Genomic DNA, 19,382 nt, shown 5'->3' with positions numbered 1-19,382 from the left:
GGGGGACTCCGCATCCAACTACTTCGTTACCTTACCTAACTCTTGACGATTTCTTGACGCTCCGGTTGGCAGGATCGAATGCCTGCCCTCGGGCGTTCCCGACTCCGCGTCAAGGGCCCCAAGGCCCTGCGCCTATGGTTGCTCCAGCGCTCACTCGACGTCACAGCCCGCCTGCCGCTCGCGTTAGGACAGCAAGGACAGCGATGCCCCCGAACACCACCGCCACAACGGGTGACAAGCCCGGCAAGTCCGGCAGGAAGAAGGGGCGCAAAGCCCGATTGGTCGTGCTGGTCCTGGTCCTGGCACTGATCGCCGGCGTCGCCTACGGGGCGTACTGGTCCATCAGCACCGTTCGCGCGTCGTTCCCGCAGACGAAGGGCTCCCTCACCCTTCACGGCCTGTCAGGCCCCGTCGACGTCAAGCGCGACGGCAACGGCATCCCGCAGATCTATGCCTCCTCGGACGCGGACCTGTTCATGGCGCAGGGCTACGTCCAGGCACAGGACCGGTTCTACGAGATGGACGTGCGCCGGCACATGACCTCCGGGCGCCTGTCGGAGATGTTCGGCAAGGGCCAGGTCAAGAACGACGAGTTCCTGCGCACCCTGGGCTGGGACCGCGTGGCGAAGAAGGAGTACGACACCGAGCTGTCGGCCTCCACCAAGAAGTACCTCCAGGCCTACGCGGCGGGTGTCAACGCCTATCTGCAGGGCAAGGACGGCAAGGACATCTCCCTTGAGTACGCGGCGCTGAGCTTCACCAACGACTACAAGCCCGCGAAGTGGACCCCCGTCGACTCGGTCTCCTGGCTGAAGGCGATGGCCTGGGACCTGCGCGGCAACATGCAGGACGAGATCGACCGCGCCCTGATGACCAGCCGGCTCGACGCCAAGCAGATCGCGCAGCTGTACCCGGCCTATCCCTACAGCCGCAACAAGGCGATCGTCCAGGAGGGCCAGTACAGCCAGGTCGCCGGGGCGTTCCAGCAGAACGGCTCCTCGTCCGGCAGCGGCACGTCCACGAGCGGCACGACGGGCTCGTCCACCTCGTCGTCCACCTCTTCGTCGGGCTCGGCCCTCAACAGCCAACTGGCGGGCCTCTACAAGGTCCTGGACAACGTGCCCACGGCCGTCGGCGTGAACGGCCAGGGCATCGGCTCCAACTCCTGGGTGGTGGCCGGGAGCCACACCATCACCGGCCACCCGCTGCTCGCCAACGACCCGCACCTGTCGGCCTCGCTGCCGTCCGTCTGGTACCAGATGGGCCTGCACTGCCGCACCGTCTCCAGCAAGTGCCAGTACGACGTGACCGGTTACACCTTCGCGGGCATGCCCGGCGTGGTCATCGGCCACAACCAGGACATCGCCTGGGGCATGACCAACTCCGGCGTCGACGTCACCGACCTGTACCTGGAGAAGCTCAGCGGCGACGGCTACCTCTACGACGGCGCCACGAAGGCCTTCAAGTCCCGCGAGGAGACCATCAAGGTCGCGGGCGGCAAGTCCAAGACGATCGTCGTGCGCCAGACCGCGGACGGCATGCCCCTGCTCTCCGACCGCGACGACGAACTCGTGAACGTCGGCACGAAGGCCACCGTCGACACGGCGGCGCCCGACCGCGGCGACGGCTACGGCGTCGCACTGCGCTGGACCGCGCTCGACCCGGGCACCACCATGGATGCCGTCTTCGCCATGGACAGGGCGTCGAACTGGAGCGAATTCCGCTCCGCGGCCGCCAAGTTCGACGTGCCCTCGCAGAACCTGATCTACGCCGACAAGGACAACATCGGCTACACGCTGCCCGGAAAGATCCCCACGCGCGCGAAGAAGGACGACGGCTCGATCCCCGCGCCGGGCTGGGACTCCGGCTACAAGTGGACCGGGTACATCCCCAAGGCCGCGCTGCCGTACGAGTACAACCCGGAGCGCGGCTACATCGTCACCGCCAACCAGGCCGTGATAGATCAGGACAAGTACCCCTACACGCTGACCACGGACTGGGGTTACGGCACCCGCAGCCAGCGCATCACCGACCTGATCGAGTCGAAGATCAAGGGCGGCGGCAAGATGTCCACCGACGACATGCGCCAGATGCAGCTGGACAACAGCAGCGAGATCGCCAAGCTGCTGGTGCCCACCCTGCTGAAGATCGACGTCGGCGACAAGGACGTCCAGCAGGCGCAGGAACTGCTCGAGGGCTGGGACTACACCCAGGACGCCGACTCGGCGGCGGCCGCCTACTTCAACGCGGTCTGGCGCAACGTCCTCAAGCTCGCCTTCGGCAACAAGCTGCCCAAGGAACTGCGGGTCAAGGGCCAGTGCCTGTGGGTCGACCCGGCCAGCACCACGGGGCCGGCGGACGACACGCAGAAGGTCCGCGAGTGCGGCCAGCGCGACGCCGACCAGGCCCAACCGGACGGCGGCGACCGCTGGTTCGAGGTCGTCCGCAAGCTCATGAACGACCCGAAGAGCGAGTGGTGGACCACGCCGAAGACGGGCACCCGGCCGGGCGCGACGGACAACCGCGACGACCTGTTCAAGCGCGCGATGATCGACGCCCGCTGGGAGCTGACCGCCAAGCTCGGCAAGGACATCGACACCTGGAGCTGGGGCCGGCTGCACCGCCTGTTCCTGAAGAACCAGACCCTCGGCACCGACGGCCCGGGCTTCCTGCAGTACATCCTGAACCGCGGCCCCTGGAAGCTCAGCGGCGGCGAGGCGACGGTCAACGCCTCCGGCTGGAACGCCGCCGGCGGCTACGGCGTCGTATGGGTGCCGTCGATGCGCATGGTGGTCAACCTCGGTGACCTCGACAAGTCGAAGTGGATCAACCTCACCGGCGCCTCGGGGCACGCCTACAGCGCCCACTACGTCGACCAGACCGGCAAGTGGGCCAAGGGCGAACTGCTCGACTGGAACTTCTCGCCCCAGTCCGTCGACAAGAACACGAGCGACAGCCTGGTGCTGAAACCGTGAGCACCTGAACGAAGGCCCTCCCACGCGCGCGTGGGAGGGCCTTCTCCGTCATACGGCGCCGTGGAAGCGGCGCACCCCCGACGGTGTCACCACCGCGTGCACCGGCCGGTCGTGCTCCTCCTCGGGGACGCGCTCCACGACCTCGGAGCCGTACAGCAGCACCACCAGCGCGGGATGCGCGCCCGCGCGCTCCAGCCGCGCGAGGACGCGGTCGTACGAGCCTCCGCCCCGCCCCAGCCGCATCCCGCGCGCGTCGACCGCGAGTCCGGGCAGCAGCACGACGTCCGCACCGGTCACGGCGTCCGGCCCCAGGCGCTCGCCGGAGGGCTCGAGAAGGGCCATCCTTCCGCCGTGCCGGACGCGCGTGAGGGAGCTCTCACCGGCGTAGGCGCCCCAGTCGAGGTCGTTGTCCGGGAGCAACGCGGGCAGCAGCACCCGCACATCACGCGCGCGCAGTGCGTCCAGCAGCGCGAGCGTGCCCGGCTCGCCGCCGACGGAGACGTACGCCGCCACCGTGCGGGCGCGTGCCAGTTCGGGCAGCTCCAGTGCGCGCACGGCCAGTGCGGCCGCGGCCTCCTGGATGTCATCCGCCGTCAACCTGCCCCTCACCGCGAGGAGCTCCCGCCGCAACGTTCGCTTGTCAGGCTCGGCCGCACGTCCGGCGTGACTCATGACTGGCACCCGTACCCTTCCTAATGCGCTCATATGAGAGCCAATTGACCGGAGCCTCGGATTCCGAGCAAAGGCACCGGATAGGGTGCCGGTATGACCCAGTCTCACCCAAGGATCAGCAAGGCTGTCATCCCCGCAGCAGGCCTCGGCACCCGGTTCCTGCCGGCCACCAAAGCCACTCCCAAGGAGATGCTGCCGGTCGTCGACAAGCCGGCGATCCAGTACGTGGTCGAGGAGGCCGTGTCCGCGGGCCTCGACGACGTCCTCATGATCACGGGCCGCAACAAACGTCCCCTCGAGGACCACTTCGACCGCAACTACGAGCTCGAGTCCGCCCTCCAGAAGAAGGGCGACGCGGGCCGGCTCGCCAAGGTCCAGGAGTCCAGCGACCTCGCGACCATGCACTACGTGCGGCAGGGCGACCCCAGGGGACTGGGTCACGCGGTGCTGTGCGCGGCCCCGCACGTCGGCCAGGAGCCCTTCGCCGTACTGCTCGGCGACGACCTGATCGACCCGCGCGACCCGCTGCTCAAGCGAATGGTCGAGGTGCAGGAACAGCGCGGCGGCAGCGTCATCGCACTCATGGAGGTCGCGCCCGAGCAGATCCACCTCTACGGCTGCGCGGCCGTCGACCCCACCGAGGACGGCGACGTCGTCAAGGTCCACGACCTGGTCGAGAAGCCGGCCGCGGCGGACGCCCCGTCCAACTACGCGATCATCGGCCGCTACGTCCTCGACCCGGCCGTCTTCGACATACTGCGCAAGACCGAGCCGGGCCGCGGCGGCGAGATCCAGCTGACCGACGCGCTGCAGCAGCTCTCGCAGGACGAGAAGGCCGGCGGTCCCGTGCACGGCGTCGTCTTCAAGGGCCGCCGCTATGACACCGGCGACCGGGGCGACTATCTGCGTGCCATTGTCAGACTCGCGTGCGAACGTGAAGACCTGGGCCCGGACTTCCGGACCTGGCTTCGCAGTTACGTAGCCGAGGAGATGTAGCAACGTTGAGCAGCGCCGCGCCCCGCACCACCGGCCAGGACCACCTCTGGTCGGTGGACGAGCACCTGGAGGACATCCTCACCGCCGTCCGCCCCCTGGAACCGATCGATCTGCAGCTGCTCGACGCCCTGGGCTGCGTCCTGGTCGAGGACGTCACGGTGCCGCTCTCGCTGCCTCCGTTCGACAACAGCTCCATGGACGGGTACGCGGTGCGGGTCGCGGACGTGGCGGGTGTGAGCGAGGAGTTCCCCGCCGTCCTGGACGTCGTCGGGGACGTCGCGGCAGGCGAGGCCGACCTGGTCCGGGTGGGACCCGGCCAGGCCGCCCGCATCATGACCGGCGCCCCCCTGCCGCCCGGCGCCGAGGCCGTCGTCCCGGTGGAGTGGACCGACGGAGGGCTCGGAGAGGGCCCGGTCAGCGGCATGCGCGCCCGCAGCCTGGCCCCCGAGGGCGCCGAGGGCCAGGTGCACGTGTACCGGCCGGCCGAGGCCCGCGCGCATGTGCGCGCCAAGGGCAGTGACGTGAAGGCCGGCGACCGCGCCCTCGAGGCCGGCACGGTCCTCGGTCCGCCGCAGATCGCCCTGCTCGCCGCGATCGGCCGCGGCACGGTGCGCGTGCGCCCGCGCCCGCGCGTGGTCGTCGTCTCCACCGGCAGCGAACTGGTCCAGCCCGACGAGGAGCTGGGCAGCGGCCAGATCTACGACTCCAACAGCTTCGCCCTCACCGCCGCGGCGACCGACGCGGGCGCCATCGCCTACCGCGTGGGCGCCGTCGCCGACGACGCCGACACCCTCCGCGCCACCATCGAGGACCAGCTGGTGCGCGCCGACCTCATGGTCACCACGGGCGGGGTGAGCGTCGGGGCGTACGACGTCGTCAAGGAGGCGTTGTCGCACGTCGGCGACGAGGACGAGGCCGGCAGCGGCATCGACTTCCGCAAGCTCGCCATGCAGCCCGGCAAGCCCCAGGGCTTCGGCTCCATCGGCCCCGACCACACCCCGCTGCTCGCCCTGCCGGGCAACCCCGTGTCGTCGTACGTCTCCTTCGAACTGTTCGTGCGCCCGGCGATCCGCACCCTCATGGGACTCGACGACGTCCACCGGCCGACGACCCGCGCGACCCTGACCACCGGCAAGGCGCTGACCTCGCCGAAGGGCCGCAGACAGTTCCTGCGGGCGACGTACGCCGACGGCTCGGTGACCCCGGTCGGCGGCGCCGGATCCCACCTGATCGCGGCCCTCGCACACGCCGACGCGCTGATCGTCGTCCCCGAGGACGTGGAGTCCGTCGAACCCGGCACCGAGGTCGAGGTGGTCCTGCTCGGCTGAGCGCCCCAGGTTGGCGGTACCGTGTCGCGCACAACAGGCCCGCGCGCCGCACCGCGCCAGGGCCGTGACCGGGAGCGCCAGACAGCATGAGTACGCAGGACCGACTGACGCACATCGACGAGGCGGGCGCCGCCCGCATGGTCGACGTATCCGAGAAGGACGTGACCGCGCGCACCGCCCGCGCGAGCGGACGGGTCCTCGTCTCGCCCCGCGTGATCGAGCTGCTGCGCGGCGAGGGGGTGCCCAAGGGCGACGCCCTCGCCACCGCGCGCATCGCGGGCATCATGGGCGCCAAGCGCACCCCCGACCTCATCCCGCTGTGCCACCCGTTGTCGGTGTCCGGTGTGAAACTGGATCTGTCGGTCGCGGACGACGCCGTGGAGATCCTGGCCACCGTGAAGACCACGGACCGCACGGGCGTCGAGATGGAGGCGCTCACCGCGGTCTCCGTCGCCGCGCTCACCGTGATCGACATGGTCAAGGCGGTCGACAAGGGAGCGGTCATCACGGACGTCCGGGTGGAGGAGAAGACGGGCGGCAAGTCGGGCGACTGGAGCCGGACATGACGTACCGAGCTCTGGTGGTCACCGCCTCCAACAGGGCCGCGGCCGGGGTCTACGAGGACAAGGGCGGCCCCGCGATCGCGGCCGGCCTCAAGGGCTTCGGATTCGCCGTCGACGGGCCGGAGGTCGTGCCCGACGGCGACCCCGTGGAGGCCGCGCTGCGGGCCGGCGTCGAGGCCGGGTACGACGTGATCGTCACCACCGGCGGCACCGGCATCTCGCCCACCGACCGCACCCCCGAGGCGACCCGCGGGGTGATCGACCACGAGGTGCCGGGCATCGCGGAGGCGATCCGGGCGTTCGGACGGGAGAAGGTGCCGACCGCCGCGCTCTCCCGGGGCCTGGCCGGAGTGGCGGGCCGCACGCTGATCGTCAATCTGCCGGGTTCCACCGGCGGGGTGAAGGACGGCCTGGCCGTCCTGGAGCCCCTGCTGGTGCACGCTGTCGACCAGATCCGCGGCGGCGACCACCCCAGACCCGCGGCCACCAGTGGGGGTGCGAGCTGAACAGCCCATCCTGGCCCGTCGTGCTGGCGGACGGCGACATCGTCCTCCGGCCGATAAAGCTGCGCGACCAGCGGGCCTGGCGCGAGGTCAACCGGCGCAACCGGGACTGGCTGCGGCCCTGGGAGGCGACGATCCCGCCGCCCACGCCGACCGGTCCGATCGCCCACAGGCCGACCTACCGTCAGATGGTCCGGCACCTTCGCTCCGAGGCGAACTCGGGCCGGATGCTGCCGTTCGTCATCGAGTATCAGGGCCGTCTGGTGGGGCAGTTGACGGTCGCCGGTATCACGTGGGGCTCCATGTGTTCGGGGCATATCGGCTACTGGGTGGACGAGTCGGTGGCGGGCCGCGGAGTGATGCCGACGTCCGTGGCGCTGGTCGTGGACCACTGTTTCCGAGCCGTCGGACTGCACCGCATCGAGGTCTGCATTCGCCCCGAGAACGGGCCCAGCCGACGGGTCGTGGAGAAACTCGGATTCCGTGAGGAGGGTCTGAGGCCGCGTTATCTCCACATCGACGGCGCCTGGCGTGACCACCTCGTCTTCGCGCTCACCGCGGAAGAGGTGCCCGACGGGCTGCTCAACCGCTGGCAGCGCGCACGTACGCAGCAGAATCCCGCACAGGCCCGGGAAATTGAATAGATGTTCGAAATTGATCGGAAGGCGACCACCTCAAGGCATTAAATTCACGGCCTCGGTGGCGTGCTGATCGCATCGGTCACAAAAAAAGTTCGAAATATCAGCCAGATCGTGCGACACACCGGCGCAATTGGCAGATGGCCTCACGCAAACCCCTCTACCGTGTGAGGCGTGAGCAGCAGCGGCCTCATCTACGCAGTCATTGTCGGGGCCTGGGCCGCCTACTTGGTGCCGATGTGGCTCCGTAGGCAGGACGAGCTGAACGAGGCCCGTCCGACGGAACGCTTCAGCACCGCCATCCGGCTGCTGTCCGGACGGGCGGGTATGGAGCGCCGGTACGCCAAGGACCTGCGGGCGCGCTCCACCGAGGAGGGGGAGCCCGGCGCCGAAGCTCCGGGCGCGGTCACCGACTCGGTGGACGTCCGGGCCTTCGCCATGCCCCCGGCCCGCAAGCAGACGCGCGCCGAAGCGCCCGCGCCCGCACCGAGCCCGGCCCAGACCCAAGCTCCGGCTCAGCCCCAGGCGCGCAAGCGTGTCCCCCCTGCCCGGCGCACGCCCGCGGAGGAGGCGGCCGCGGCGCGCGCTCGGCGTACGAAGGTGCTTGCGCGTCGGCGTCGCACCACGGTGATGCTCTTCGTCGCGTTCACGCTCGGCGCGGTCGTCGCCGCGGTCGGCGGGCTCGCCTTCCTCTGGGCGCCAGGCGTGCCCGCCGTGCTGCTCAGCGCGTACATCGCCTACCTGCGCTCGCAGGAACGGCGGCGCTTCGCCTACCAGATGGACCGGCGCCGCGCCGAGGTCGCGGCCCAGCGGCTGCACGAGCGCGCCCGGCAGCCGCGCCGCCGCCCGGCCGGCGTCGAGGCCGACTCCGACGAACCCGAGGACGGACCGGAGCAGGAGGCCGACCCCGGACTGTCCGCGCTCGCCGCCGACCGGCGCGCCCTGGTCGAGCAGACGGACCATGCCGAGTGGGTGGACCAGCAGCGTGAGCGGCAGCGGCGGCCCGGGCACGGCGACAGCTGGGACCCGGTGCCGGTGCCGCTGCCGACGTACGTGACCGCGCCGGTCGCGCCGCGGGCCACCTCGGACGTGGACCTCGGGGCGCCGGACGCATGGAGCTCGGCGCGATCGGGCCCCGTCGCCCGGGACCAGGAGGCGCAGGCGGACGCCGGCGCCGAGCGGCAGGCGGCCGCGGAGCCGGCCGACACCGCGGAGGAGAGGGCGGACGACGACGGGCGCAGTGACGCCCGCCGGGCGGCTTCCGCGCGGCGGGCACGCGAGCGGGGCCGTACGCCGTTGTTCGACCAGTACGAGGACGGCGAGCGGCCGAAGGCCGCCAACGAGTAGAGCACCGGCCCGACCTGTGCCGCAGCCTCCGGCCGGCCGGGAACGGATTTTCAAGCACCCGGATCGGGATGCTAGAGTTTCACTCGTTGCAAGGGCCTGTGGCGCAGTCCGGTAGCGCACCTCGTTCGCATCGAGGGGGCCAGGGGTTCAAATCCCCTCAGGTCCACCGCAACGACAAACTCGGGGAAACCCGGGGGAGTTGGCAAATGTCCCGCACGATCGGAAGATCGGGCGGGACATTTGCGTTGGCGCCTCACGCCCGCCGCCCCCGCGTCAGGAACCGAGCGGCTTCGCGAAGCAGCGGCTCTCCTTGTGGAAGCGGTAGTAGCCGAACTTCTCGCAGGGCTCGTAGCCACTGGAGGTGTACAGGGCGATGGCCTCCGGCTGCTTGGTGCCCGTCTCCAGGACCATGCGGACGCGGCCGGCCGTGCGGGCGTCGTCCTCCAGGGCGGTCAGGATGCGCCGGGCGAGGCCGCGGCCTCGCGCCGACCCGACCACGAACATCCGCTTGAGTTCGGCGTCGCCGTCGAGGTTGCCCTCGCCGTTGGAGTCCTGGGCGCGCCAGCCGCCGGTGGCGACGGGGCTGTCGTTCTCGTCGTACGCGATGAAGTACACGCCGTTCGGCGGGTCGAAGTCCGCCGGGTCCAGGGGGGTGGCGTCTCCGCCGTCGCCGTAGCGGACGTGGTACTCGGCCTGCACCTCGTCGTTCAGCTTCACGGCGTCGGGGTGGTCGAAGGCGACGCGACGTATGATCATTCCGTTTACCGTACACCTATGCATTCTCGAACTCCGGACTCGGTCCAGTGTGCCGGTATCGTTCCCGCGTGCTCACTGTGACCTCCGTCAACGTCAATGGCCTGCGCGCCGCCGCGAAGAAGGGCTTCGTGGAGTGGCTCGCCGGCACCTCCGCCGATGTGCTCTGCCTCCAGGAGGTGCGCGCCGAGCCGCAGCAGCTGCCCGAGCACGTGCGCACGCCCGACGGCTGGCACGTGGTGCACGCGCCGGCCGACGCCAAGGGCCGCGCCGGTGTCTCCCTCTACACCCGCCGCGAGCCCGACCGCATCCAGGTCGGCTTCGCCTCCGCGGAGTTCGACACCAGCGGCCGCTACGTCGAGGTCGACCTGCCGGGCGTCACGGTCGCCTCGCTCTACCTCCCCTCCGGCGAGGTCGGCACCGAGCGCCAGGACGAGAAGGTCCGCTTCATGGGCGAGTTCCTCGTCCACCTGAGGTCCCTGCGCGAGCGCGCAGCAGCCGACGGCCGCGAGGTCGTCGTCTGCGGCGACTGGAACATCGCCCACCGGCAGGCCGACCTCAAGAACTGGCGCGGCAACACCAAGAACTCCGGCTTCCTGCCGGAGGAGCGGGAGTGGCTGGGACGGGTCTTCGACCCGGCGGACGGTGGCTACGTCGACGTCGTACGCAGCCTGCATCCCGAGGTCGAGGGGCCGTACACGTGGTGGTCGTACCGGGGGCGGGCCTTCGACAACGATTCGGGATGGAGGATCGACTACCAGGTCTCGACGCCGGGCCTCGCCGCCAAGGCCGTCAAGGCGTACGTCGAGCGGGCGGCCACGCACGAGGAGCGGTGGTCGGACCACGCGCCGGTGACCGTGGTGTACGACCTCTAGTTCCGATGGTTCTGATCCGGCTTCTCGGCCCGCTTCTGCAGCTGCCGGTCCAGCGCCAGTGACATCTCCGCCTCCACCACGCTGCGGGCCAGTGGGCGCAGGCGTTGGAGGTCCTTCTCGTCGGCGTGGTGCAGGACCAGGTCGGCGAACATCTGGGCCAGTTCGTCCACGTGTTCCCGGACGCGGGCGCCGGCCGCCAGGACCTCTGCCAGGGGGATGCCCTCGCGGACCAGGGCCGAGGAGACGTCCAGGAGGCGGCGGCTGATGTGGACGATCTCCTCGCCGTCGGTGCCGAGGTAGCCGAGGTCCAGGGCGGCGGCGAGGTTCTCCGCGGTGACCTCGCCCTCGAAGCGGGCGGCGAGTTCCTCGGGGGTCAGGCGGACCGGTTCCTCCTCGGTGGGGGCGATGCCCACGAGGTCGGCGACGTCCCGGCCGTGGTCGAGGGCCTCCGACAGTTCCGCGATGCCGGTGAGGGTGTGGCCGCGTTCCAGCAGTGCCGCGATCGTGCGCAGGCGGGCCAGGTGGTGGTCGTCGTACCAGGCGATACGGCCCTCGCGGCGGGGCGGCGGGATCAGCTTGCGTTCGCGGTAGAAGCGCAGGGTGCGCACTGTGATGCCGGCTTCCCTGGCCAGTTCCTCCATGCGGTACTCACGCTTCTCGGTCACGATCGCACCCTATGTTGTACCGCCGGTAACTTTCCCGGCTCACCCCCTACCCATGAGTACGTCACTGTTCTACTCTCCCCATTGCGCCAGTATTCACTGGCGGAGTCGCGCGGGAAAGGGCGTCGGCATGGCCGAACACGAGCATGTGCGGGTGGCGGTGATCGGGTCCGGGTTCGGAGGGCTGGGGGCCGCGGTGCGGCTGCGGCGCGAAGGGATCACCGACTTCGTCGTGCTGGAGCGGGCCGGCAGCGTGGGCGGCACCTGGCGCGACAACAGCTATCCCGGGTGCGCCTGCGACGTGCCCTCCCACCTCTACTCGTTCTCCTTCGCGCCCAATCCCGACTGGCCGCGCACCTTCTCCGGGCAGGAGCACATACGCGCCTACCTGGAGCACGTCGCGGACGTCTTCCACCTGCGCCCGCACATCCGCTTCGACTCCGAAGTGAAGATGATGACCTGGGACGCCGAGCAGCTGCGGTGGGACATCGAGACCAGCAGCGGGCGGCTGTCCGCGGACGTCGTCGTCTCCGCCACCGGGCCGCTGTCCGACCCGAAGATCCCCGAGATCCCGGGCCTGGACTCCTTCCCCGGCAAGGTCTTCCACTCCGCCCGCTGGGACCACGACTACGACCTGACCGGCAAGCGCGTGGCGATGGTGGGGACGGGCGCGTCGGCGATCCAGATCGTGCCCGCCATCCAGCCGAAGGTCGCCGGCCTCACCCTCTTCCAGCGCACCCCGCCCTGGGTCATGCCCCGCGTCGACCGCGCCATCAGCGGCGCCGAGCGGGTCCTGCACCGGGCGCTGCCCTTCACCACCCAGGCCCGGCGCGGACTGCTGTGGGGGATCAGGGAGTTGCAGGTCCAGGCGTTCACCAAGCGCCCCAACGAACTCGGTCTGGTCGAGAAGCTGGCGAAGCAGAACATGGCCCGTGCCATCAAGGACCCGGCCCTGCGCGCCAAGCTCACCCCCGACTACCGCATCGGCTGCAAGCGGATCCTGCTGAGCAGCACGTACTACCCGGCGCTCGCCAAGCCCAACGTCGACGTGGTGGCCAGCGGGCTGAGCGAGATCCGCGGGTCGACCGTGGTCGCCGCCGACGGCACCGAGGCCGAGGTCGACGCGATCATCTTCGGTACGGGCTTCCACGTCACCGACATGCCGATCGCCGAGCGGGTGGTGGGCGCGGAGGGCAGGACGCTCGCCGAGTCCTGGAAGGGTGGCATGGAGGCCCTGCGCGGCGCCTCCGCGGCAGGCTTCCCCAACTGGATGACGATCATCGGGCCCAACACCGGGCTCGGGAACTCGTCGATGATCCTGATGATCGAGTCCCAGCTCAACTACATGGCGGACTACGTACGGCAGTTGGACGTCCTCGGCGGCCGTGCGGCCCTGGACGCCCGGCCGAGCGCGGTCTCCGCGTGGAACCACCGGGTGCAGGAGCGGATGAAGCGCACCGTGTGGAACACGGGCGGCTGCACCAGCTGGTACCTCGACGCGAGCGGCCGCAACACCACCATCTGGCCCGGTACGACGACCGAGTTCAGGCGGGCAACGCGGCAGGTGGACCTCGCGGAGTACGAACTCCTGCGCGCGCCCGCCGAGTCCGCCGGGGACGTGCCCGCGAAGAAGGCCGACGCCGAGAAGGCGCCGGCCGAGTCCGCCGAGAAGTCCGCGGAGGTGGACGCGTGAGCCGTCTGATGCGCCCCCGCTCTCGGCTTCGCTCGAGCGGGGGGACCCCCATGGCCTCCGGCCCGTACGCCCCGCCCGCCCCCGCCCGTGAGCTGACGGTCGTCTCCGCCGACGGCGCCCGGATCCACGTCGAGGTGCACGGGCCGGAGGGCGCCCCGGCCGTCGTCCTCGCCCACGGCTGGACCTGCTCAACCGCCTTCTGGGCGGCGCAGATCCGGGACCTCGCCACCGACCACCGCGTCATCGCCTACGACCAGCGCGGTCACGGACGCAGCCCGGCGAGCCGGATCTGCAGCACCGACGCCCTCGCGGACGACTTCGAAGCCGTACTGAAGGAGACGCTGGCTCCCGGCGAGAAGGCCGTGATCGCCGGCCACTCGATGGGCGGCATGACGGTGATGGCGGCGGCCGAGCGGGCCGTCTTCCAGGAGCACGCGGCAGCCGTCCTGCTGTGCAGCACCGGATCGTCGCGGCTGGTCGCGGAGTCGACCGTCGTGCCGATCGGGCCGGGACGGCTGCGGACCTGGCTGACCAAGCACATTCTCGGCGCGCGGGCGCCGCTCGGGCCGGTCACGCCCGTCGCGCGGCGCATCCTCAAGTACGGGACGATGGGGCCGGGTTCGGCGCCGCACATGGTGGAGGCGTGCGCGCGGATCGTGCACGCGTGCCCGACCAAGGTGCGGCACGCCTGGTCGCAGGTGCTGGATCTGCTCGATCTGGACCACGGGGTACGGGCGTTGAGGGTGCCGACGGCCGTCGTCGTCGGGACCGCCGACCGGCTCACCCCGCCCGTGCAGGCGCGGGCCCTGGTGGCCGCGCTGCCGAACTGCGTGGACAGCACCGAGCTGCCGGGGCTCGGGCACATGACGCCCGTCGAGGCGCCGGAGCTGGTGACCGGCCGGATCAGGGAACTCGTGGTGACGTACGCAACGATCAAGGAGGGCGCATGAGCAAGGTCAGCCTGGAGGGGCAGGTCGCCGTCGTCACCGGGGCGGCGCGCGGGGTCGGGGAGCTGCTCGCCCGCAAGCTGTCCGCGCGCGGCGCCAAGGTGGCGCTGGTCGGACTGGAGCCGGACGCCCTCAAGCAGGTCTCCGAACGGTTGCACAGCGAGAGCGATCACTGGCACGCCGACGTGACGGACCATGTGGCGATGGCCCGGGTGGCGCAGGAGGTCAAGAACCGGTTCGGGAAGGTCGACATCGTCGTCGCCAACGCGGGTGTGGCGACCGGTGGTCCCTTCGTGGACTCCGATCCGGAGTCCTGGCGGCGGGTGATCGAGGTGAACCTCATCGGCTCGGCGGTAACTGCCCGTGCCTTCCTGCCGGTTCTGATGGAGAGCCGGGGGTATCTGCTGCAGATCGCCTCGCTCGCGGCCATCACGCCGGCGCCGATGATGACCGCGTACTGCGCCTCCAAGTCCGGTGTGGAGGCGTACGCGCACAGCCTGCGGGCCGAGGTCGGCTACAAGGGCGTCCGGGTCGGGGTCGGCTATCTGTCCTGGACCGACACCGACATGGTGCGCGGCGCCGACCAGGAGGAGGTCATGCGGGAGCTGCGGCAGCGGCTGCCGTGGCCCTCGAACAAGACGTATCCGCTCGGCCCGGCGGTCGACCGGATCGTGGCCGGCATCGAGCGGCGCGCCGGCCATGTGTACGGACAGTGGTGGCTGCGCGGCATGCAGGGGGTGCGCGGGTACCTGCCCGGGATCATCGGGACGGTGGGTCAGCGGGAGATGAAGCGCTTCGCGGACCGGCTGACAGGGATGCGCACGGGACTCGTCGGCGCAGGTGGGGAGGCGGACGAGGAGTCCCGCGCTACGCAGCGTAGTTGATCGAAATGCGCTCCGTGTCCGCCCGTGTGAATCTGGTCGAGGCCCGATCAAGGGCCTGACCCCCCACTCAACACGGGAGTGAACCCACATGGGTATGAAGGACCAGTTCCAGGACAAGGCGGAGCGGATGCAGGAGCAGGCCAAGCAGCGTGCCCAGCAGGGCCGCGAGCAGGGCCGCGAGCAGGGCCGCGAGCACGGCCGCGAGCACGGCCGCGAGCCGGGCCGGCAGGACCAGCAGCGCGGTCAGCAGGGCCGTGACCGCATGCGCGACGAGGAGCCCGAGCGCCTCCAGCGCGAGGAGCGGGAGCGCCTCGACCAGGACTACGAGGTGTAGCTGCGCTGCGCTCGGCTTCGGCCTATGAGAATGGGGTGCCCTGAGTTTTCGGGGCGCCCCATTCTCCGGTTCTGTGCGCGGTTCCCCGCGACCCCTTCAAGAACGTGTCCGCGGCGGCAGTTTCGGACGGGACCGGTTCGGTACGTCGCTGTAGTCCGGCGGTGTGGCCGCGGGGCTGGACTCCAGCAGGTCGACGGCGAGTTGGACCGCGTGGTCCATCTCCACATGGCGGCCCTCCGCCCAATCCAGCGGGGTGCGCAGGACCTCCACGTCCGGGGTGACGCCCTTGTTCTCCACACCCCAGCCGTAGGCGTCGAACCAGGCCGCGTTCATCGGGACGGTGATCACCGTGCCGTCGCCCAGGGCGTGGCGGCCGGTCATACCGACGACCCCGCCCCAGGTGCGCTGGCCGATCACCGGGCCCAGTCCGAGTAGTTTGAAGGCGGCGGTGATCATGTCTCCGTCGGAGGACGTCGCCTCGTCGGCGAGCGCGACCACCGGGCCTCGCGGGGCGTTGGAGGCGTACGACACCGGCTGGGCGTTCCGCGTCAGGTCCCAGCCCAGGATCTTGCGGGTCAGCTTCTCCACGACCAGTTCGCTGATGTGCCCGCCCGCGTTGCCGCGTACGTCGACGATCAGGGCGGCCCGCGACATCTCCATCCGCAGGTCCCGGTTGAACTGGGCCCAGCCGGAGCCGCCCATGTCCGGGATGTGCAGATAGCCGCAGCGGCCACCGCTCAACTCCCGTACCACCGCCCGGCGTTTGGCCACCCAGTCCTGGTAGCGCAGCGGCCGTTCGTCGACGAGCGGGACGACGGCCACGCGGCGCGCGCGGCCCGTGGCGTCCTCCGCGGGCCGGAACGTCAGCTCCACCGTCGTGCCGCCCGAGCCGGCCAGCAGCGGGTCGGGGCCCGCCACCGGGTCCACCGGGCGGCCGTCGACGTGGGTGAGCACGGCGCCCTCCCTGATGCCCGTGCCCGCCAGCGGTGAGCGCGCCTTGGAGTCCGACGAGTCGCCCGGCAGGATCCGCCTGACCCCCCAGCCCTCGTCCCGGCGGACGAAGTTGGCGCCCAGCAGACCCTGCCGGCGCTGGTAGTGCGGCGGGCCCTCGTTGCGGCGGGCGGCGGTGACGTAGGCGTGCGAGGTGCCCAGTTCGCCGAGCACCTCGCGCAGGAGGTCGGCGAAGTCGTCCGGGGAGGCGACCCGTTCGACCAGCGGACGGTACTGGTCGAGGATCGCGTCCCAGTCGACGCCGCCCATCCCCGGCTCCCAGAAGTAGGTGCGGATGAGGCGTCCCGCCTCCTCGTACGACTGGCGCCACTCGGCGGCCGGGTCGACCTCGTGCAGGATGCGGCGCAGGTCGATCCAGACCGTCGTGTCGCCGTCGCCGGACTCGCTGGAGGGGGTGGCCCGCAGGTCGCCCTCGTCGACCAGGACCAGCCGGCTGCCGTCGCCGCTGACCGCGAACCAGTCCAGGTGGTCGACGAGTTCGGTCTTCTTCGCCTTGCTGATGCTGAAGTGCTCCAGGGTCGGCCGCCCGGTGGTGTCGTCCGGGTTGGCGAAGGTCTCGCCGAGCGCGCCCGAGATCGGCCAGCGCAGCCAGACCAGTCCGCCGCCCGCGACCGGGTGCAGCGCCGAGTACTTGGAGGCGGTGACCGGGAAGGGGGTGACCCGGTTCTCCAGGCCCTCGACCTCGACGGTCACCGCGCTGTCGCCGCCCCCCTCGTCCTCCACCGGGTCCAGGCCCCCGGCGGCCGGGCGGCCCTCCGGGTTCAGGGCGAAGGGGGAGGGGGTCGCCGAGTTCAGCGGCACCAGGTAGGGGCGGCAGCCGAGCGGGAAGGAGAGGTCGCCGGTGTGGACGTCGTAGACGGGGTCGAAGCCGCGCCAGGACAGGAAGGCGAGATAGCGGCCGTCGCGGGTGAACACCGGGTTCTCGTCCTCGAAGCGGCCGTCGGTGACGTCGACGACCAGCCGTTCGCCGGTGCCCGGGATCCGGGCCATCTTGATCTGCCTGAGGGAGCGGCCGATGCCCGGGTGCGACCAGGTCAGCCATGCGCCGTCCGGCGAGAAGGCGAGGTCGCGCACCGGGCCGTTGACCGACCGGATCAGCTCGGTCACCTCGCCGTCCGTCTCCGCGGCGGCTGGATCCGCGCCCTCGGTGGCGGCCTCGTCGGCCGACACGGTGATCAGCAGCAGACGCCCGTCGTGCGAGGCGATCGCGAGGCGCTCGCCCTCCGGGTCGGAGACCAGCTCCAGGACCCGGCCGAGCTTTCCGGAGGCGAGCCGGCGCGGCTCGCGGTGGCCCGTCGCCCGCGGCAGGTGGGCGACCTCGATCGCGTCCTCGCCCTCCGCGTCCGTCACGTAGGCCACCTGCCCGGACGAGCCGAGCATCTCCGGCAGCCGGACCCGTACGCCCGGGGTGTCGGTGATGGTGCGGGCCGGGCCGTCGCGGTGCGTGAGCCAGTGCAGGCTGCCGCGGACGACGACGGCACTCGCCCGGCCCGTCTCGTCCACCGAGATGCCGTCCACGTGCTGGGCGGCCGGCACCTGGTACCTGCGCCGGCCCGCGCGCGGCCCGCTGAGCCGTACGGCCAGGCGGCGCGGTTCGGAGTCGGCCGCGAGGTCGTCCACGATCCACAGGTCGCCGGCGCACTGGTACACCACCCGGGTGCCGTCGCTGGAGGCGTGGCGGGCGTAGAAGGCGTCGTGGTCGGTGTGCCGGCGCAGGTCGGAGCCGTCGTAGGCGCAGGAGTAGAGGTTGCCGACGCCTTCGTGGTCGGAGAGGAAGGCGATCCGGCCGCCGGTGAACATGGGCGAGGACAGATGGCCCTCCAGGTCGGCCAGCAGACGCTCGCCGTGCAGCCACAGGCGGCCCATGGCGCCGCCCCGGTAGCGCTTCCAGGAGGCCGGTTCATGGGGCGGGGTGCCGGTGAGCAGGAGCGTCCTGCGTTCCCCGTCGAGGTCGGCGACCTGGATGTCGGAGACCGGGCCCCAGGGCAGCTTGCGGCCGGGGGCGCCGTCGGGGGAGACCTTGTAGGCCCAGGTGAAGTAGGAGAAGGGCTCGCCGTGGGAGGCGACGGCGAGGATGGTGCCCCCGCGGTCCGCGCCGCCGGGACTCCAGCCGCACACCTGCGTGTCCGGTGATCCCCAGTAGGTGAGCTGCCGGTCCGGTCCGCCCTCGACGGGCACGAGGTGGATCTCGGGGACCAGGCTCCACCAGCTCGTGTACGCGATGTGGCGGCCGTCCGGCGAGAAGCGGGGATGGCCGATCTTCGTACGGTCGACGGTGAGGCGCCAGGCGCGGCCCGGACCGTCGAGAGGGGACAGCCAGAGGTCGTCCTCGGCCACGAAGCACAACAGGTCGCCGCTCAGGTGCGGCAGGCGCAGATAGCTCACCTCCCCATGCTTTTCCGCCGGATGGGGCCGGGCAACTCGTGCGAGGGGTCTTGCGGGTTCTTTCTTGCGGGGCCTTTCTTATGAGTCCTTCACATACGTGACCCACCACACGTACGAAACGGTTTCGTTTCGCTGAGTTCAGGGGTATCTTCGAGGCAGTACGAACAGGACGCACCCCGAGCCGGAAGGTGAGTGGCATGACTGAGGTCGCAACGGCGCGTCGCAGTCGGATCACGCCCGAGCGAGAGGCCGAGCTGTACGAGGCCGTGCTCGACCTGCTCAGGGAAGTCGGCTACGACGCCCTCACCATGGACGCCGTGGCCGCCCGCACCCGGTCCAGCAAGGCGACGCTCTACCGCCAGTGGGGCGGCAAGGCCGAGCTGGTCGCGAAGGCGGTGCGGCACGACAAGCCCGGCGGTTTCGCCGACATCGACACCGGCTCGCTCAAGGGTGACCTGCACGCCCTCACGCTGCGCTCCGACGACTGCCAGATGGAGCAGAACTCCGCGCTGATGCGGGGCCTGGCCATGGCCGTGCACGGCAACCCGGATCTCCTGAAGGCGTTCAAGGAGCATCTGATCGAGCCGGAGATGGCGGAGTTCCGCCGCGTGCTGCAGCGGGCGGTCGGCCGCGGCGAGGTGCGTGCCGACAACCCGGCGATCGACTTCGTGATGCACATGATGATCGGCGGGTTCGCCGCGCGCAGCCTCATCGACGAGCAGCCGCCCACGCAGGACTTCCTGCTTTCGTACATCGACGCCGTGGTGCTCCCCGCCCTCGGCGCCTGACGGGCCCCGCGCCTTTCACACCTTTCGC

17 protein-coding genes and 1 tRNA gene are annotated in these 19,382 nt (G+C 70.8%); 14 read left to right on the top strand and 4 right to left on the bottom strand.

Features of this window, described 5'->3' with window-relative positions; all coding sequences use genetic code 11:
- Positions 1-203: 203 nt before the first annotated feature.
- A complete protein-coding gene (locus tag ACIBN2_RS20980) occupies positions 204-2,975 on the top strand; it encodes a penicillin acylase family protein (RefSeq protein ID WP_399136076.1) in 2,772 nt (923 codons plus the stop codon).
- A 48-nt stretch (positions 2,976-3,023) separates the two neighbouring features.
- Here the strand turns inward: ACIBN2_RS20980 and ACIBN2_RS20975 are convergent, their stop codons facing one another.
- The gene (locus ACIBN2_RS20975) at positions 3,024-3,647 is read right to left on the bottom strand and encodes a 5-formyltetrahydrofolate cyclo-ligase (RefSeq protein WP_399136074.1); all 624 of its coding nucleotides are present in this window, start codon (positions 3,645-3,647) and stop codon (positions 3,024-3,026) included.
- Positions 3,648-3,740: 93 nt separating this feature from the next.
- On the opposite strand from ACIBN2_RS20975, the gene galU reads away from it, so the two are divergent.
- The 7 genes from galU to ACIBN2_RS20940 all read left to right on the top strand — a co-directional run bounded on the left by galU (position 3,741) and on the right by ACIBN2_RS20940 (position 9,188).
- Positions 3,741-4,643 (top strand): UTP--glucose-1-phosphate uridylyltransferase GalU, encoded by a 903-nt coding sequence (gene galU / locus ACIBN2_RS20970; protein ID WP_399136073.1) that lies wholly within the window; start codon positions 3,741-3,743, stop codon positions 4,641-4,643.
- Between the two features lie 5 nt (positions 4,644-4,648).
- Positions 4,649-5,971, top strand: a complete 1,323-nt coding sequence (glp, locus tag ACIBN2_RS20965) for a gephyrin-like molybdotransferase Glp (RefSeq protein WP_399136071.1) — start codon at positions 4,649-4,651, stop codon at positions 5,969-5,971.
- A gap of 86 nt (positions 5,972-6,057) precedes the next feature.
- Positions 6,058-6,537, top strand: coding sequence for a cyclic pyranopterin monophosphate synthase MoaC (gene moaC / locus ACIBN2_RS20960; protein ID WP_399136069.1), 480 nt, complete (start codon positions 6,058-6,060; stop codon positions 6,535-6,537).
- Complete coding sequence (locus ACIBN2_RS20955) at positions 6,534-7,040, top strand: molybdenum cofactor biosynthesis protein B (protein ID WP_399136067.1); 507 nt, start codon at positions 6,534-6,536, stop codon at positions 7,038-7,040. The genes moaC and ACIBN2_RS20955 overlap by 4 nt, the downstream gene beginning before the upstream one ends.
- Positions 7,041-7,060: 20 nt before the next feature.
- A complete protein-coding gene (locus ACIBN2_RS20950; RefSeq protein ID WP_399136065.1) occupies positions 7,061-7,681 on the top strand; it encodes a GNAT family N-acetyltransferase in 621 nt (206 codons plus the stop codon).
- A 168-nt stretch (positions 7,682-7,849) separates the two neighbouring features.
- Positions 7,850-9,022, top strand: coding sequence for a gephyrin-like molybdotransferase receptor GlpR (glpR, locus tag ACIBN2_RS20945; protein WP_399136063.1), 1,173 nt, complete (start codon positions 7,850-7,852; stop codon positions 9,020-9,022).
- Positions 9,023-9,114: 92 nt separating this feature from the next.
- A tRNA-Ala gene (locus tag ACIBN2_RS20940) sits at positions 9,115-9,188 on the top strand.
- Positions 9,189-9,295: 107 nt separating this feature from the next.
- Here the strand turns inward: ACIBN2_RS20940 and ACIBN2_RS20935 are convergent.
- Positions 9,296-9,778: a GNAT family N-acetyltransferase gene (locus tag ACIBN2_RS20935; RefSeq protein WP_399136061.1), complete on the bottom strand. Its 483-nt coding sequence runs from the start codon at positions 9,776-9,778 to the stop codon at positions 9,296-9,298.
- A gap of 68 nt (positions 9,779-9,846) precedes the next feature.
- Between ACIBN2_RS20935 and ACIBN2_RS20930 the strand changes: the two genes are divergently transcribed.
- On the top strand, positions 9,847-10,650 hold the full coding sequence (locus tag ACIBN2_RS20930) for an exodeoxyribonuclease III (protein WP_399136059.1): 804 nt from the start codon (positions 9,847-9,849) through the stop codon (positions 10,648-10,650).
- On the opposite strand, the gene ACIBN2_RS20925 is transcribed toward ACIBN2_RS20930, so the two are convergent.
- Positions 10,647-11,315, bottom strand: a complete 669-nt coding sequence (locus tag ACIBN2_RS20925) for a MerR family transcriptional regulator (protein ID WP_399136057.1) — start codon at positions 11,313-11,315, stop codon at positions 10,647-10,649. The genes ACIBN2_RS20930 and ACIBN2_RS20925 overlap by 4 nt on opposite strands.
- A 127-nt stretch (positions 11,316-11,442) precedes the next feature.
- Between ACIBN2_RS20925 and ACIBN2_RS20920 the strand changes: the two genes are divergently transcribed.
- The 4 genes from ACIBN2_RS20920 to ACIBN2_RS20905 all read left to right on the top strand — a co-directional run bounded on the left by ACIBN2_RS20920 (position 11,443) and on the right by ACIBN2_RS20905 (position 15,170).
- Positions 11,443-13,005 (top strand): flavin-containing monooxygenase, encoded by a 1,563-nt coding sequence (locus ACIBN2_RS20920; protein ID WP_399136055.1) that lies wholly within the window; start codon positions 11,443-11,445, stop codon positions 13,003-13,005.
- 50 nt (positions 13,006-13,055) lie between these two features.
- Positions 13,056-13,955: an alpha/beta fold hydrolase gene (locus ACIBN2_RS20915; protein WP_399136053.1), complete on the top strand. Its 900-nt coding sequence runs from the start codon at positions 13,056-13,058 to the stop codon at positions 13,953-13,955.
- On the top strand, positions 13,952-14,836 hold the full coding sequence (locus tag ACIBN2_RS20910) for an SDR family oxidoreductase (RefSeq protein ID WP_399136051.1): 885 nt from the start codon (positions 13,952-13,954) through the stop codon (positions 14,834-14,836). The genes ACIBN2_RS20915 and ACIBN2_RS20910 overlap by 4 nt, the downstream gene beginning before the upstream one ends.
- An 88-nt stretch (positions 14,837-14,924) precedes the next feature.
- Positions 14,925-15,170, top strand: coding sequence for a hypothetical protein (locus tag ACIBN2_RS20905; RefSeq protein ID WP_399136049.1), 246 nt, complete (start codon positions 14,925-14,927; stop codon positions 15,168-15,170).
- 96 nt (positions 15,171-15,266) lie between these two features.
- Here ACIBN2_RS20905 and ACIBN2_RS20900 read toward each other — a convergent pair whose 3' ends face one another.
- Positions 15,267-18,566, bottom strand: a complete 3,300-nt coding sequence (locus ACIBN2_RS20900; protein WP_399136047.1) for a S41 family peptidase — start codon at positions 18,564-18,566, stop codon at positions 15,267-15,269.
- Between the two features lie 197 nt (positions 18,567-18,763).
- On the opposite strand from ACIBN2_RS20900, the gene ACIBN2_RS20895 reads away from it, so the two are divergent.
- Complete coding sequence (locus ACIBN2_RS20895; protein WP_399136045.1) at positions 18,764-19,354, top strand: TetR/AcrR family transcriptional regulator; 591 nt, start codon at positions 18,764-18,766, stop codon at positions 19,352-19,354.
- Positions 19,355-19,382: the final 28 nt, after the last annotated feature.

The sequence above is a fragment of the Streptomyces sp. NPDC050534 genome (genome assembly GCF_044457745.1).
Taxonomy (GTDB): Bacteria; Actinomycetota; Actinomycetes; order Streptomycetales; family Streptomycetaceae; genus Streptomyces.
Note: the sequence above shows the minus strand (reverse complement) of the source record. Positions and strands in the feature narration are given on the sequence as shown.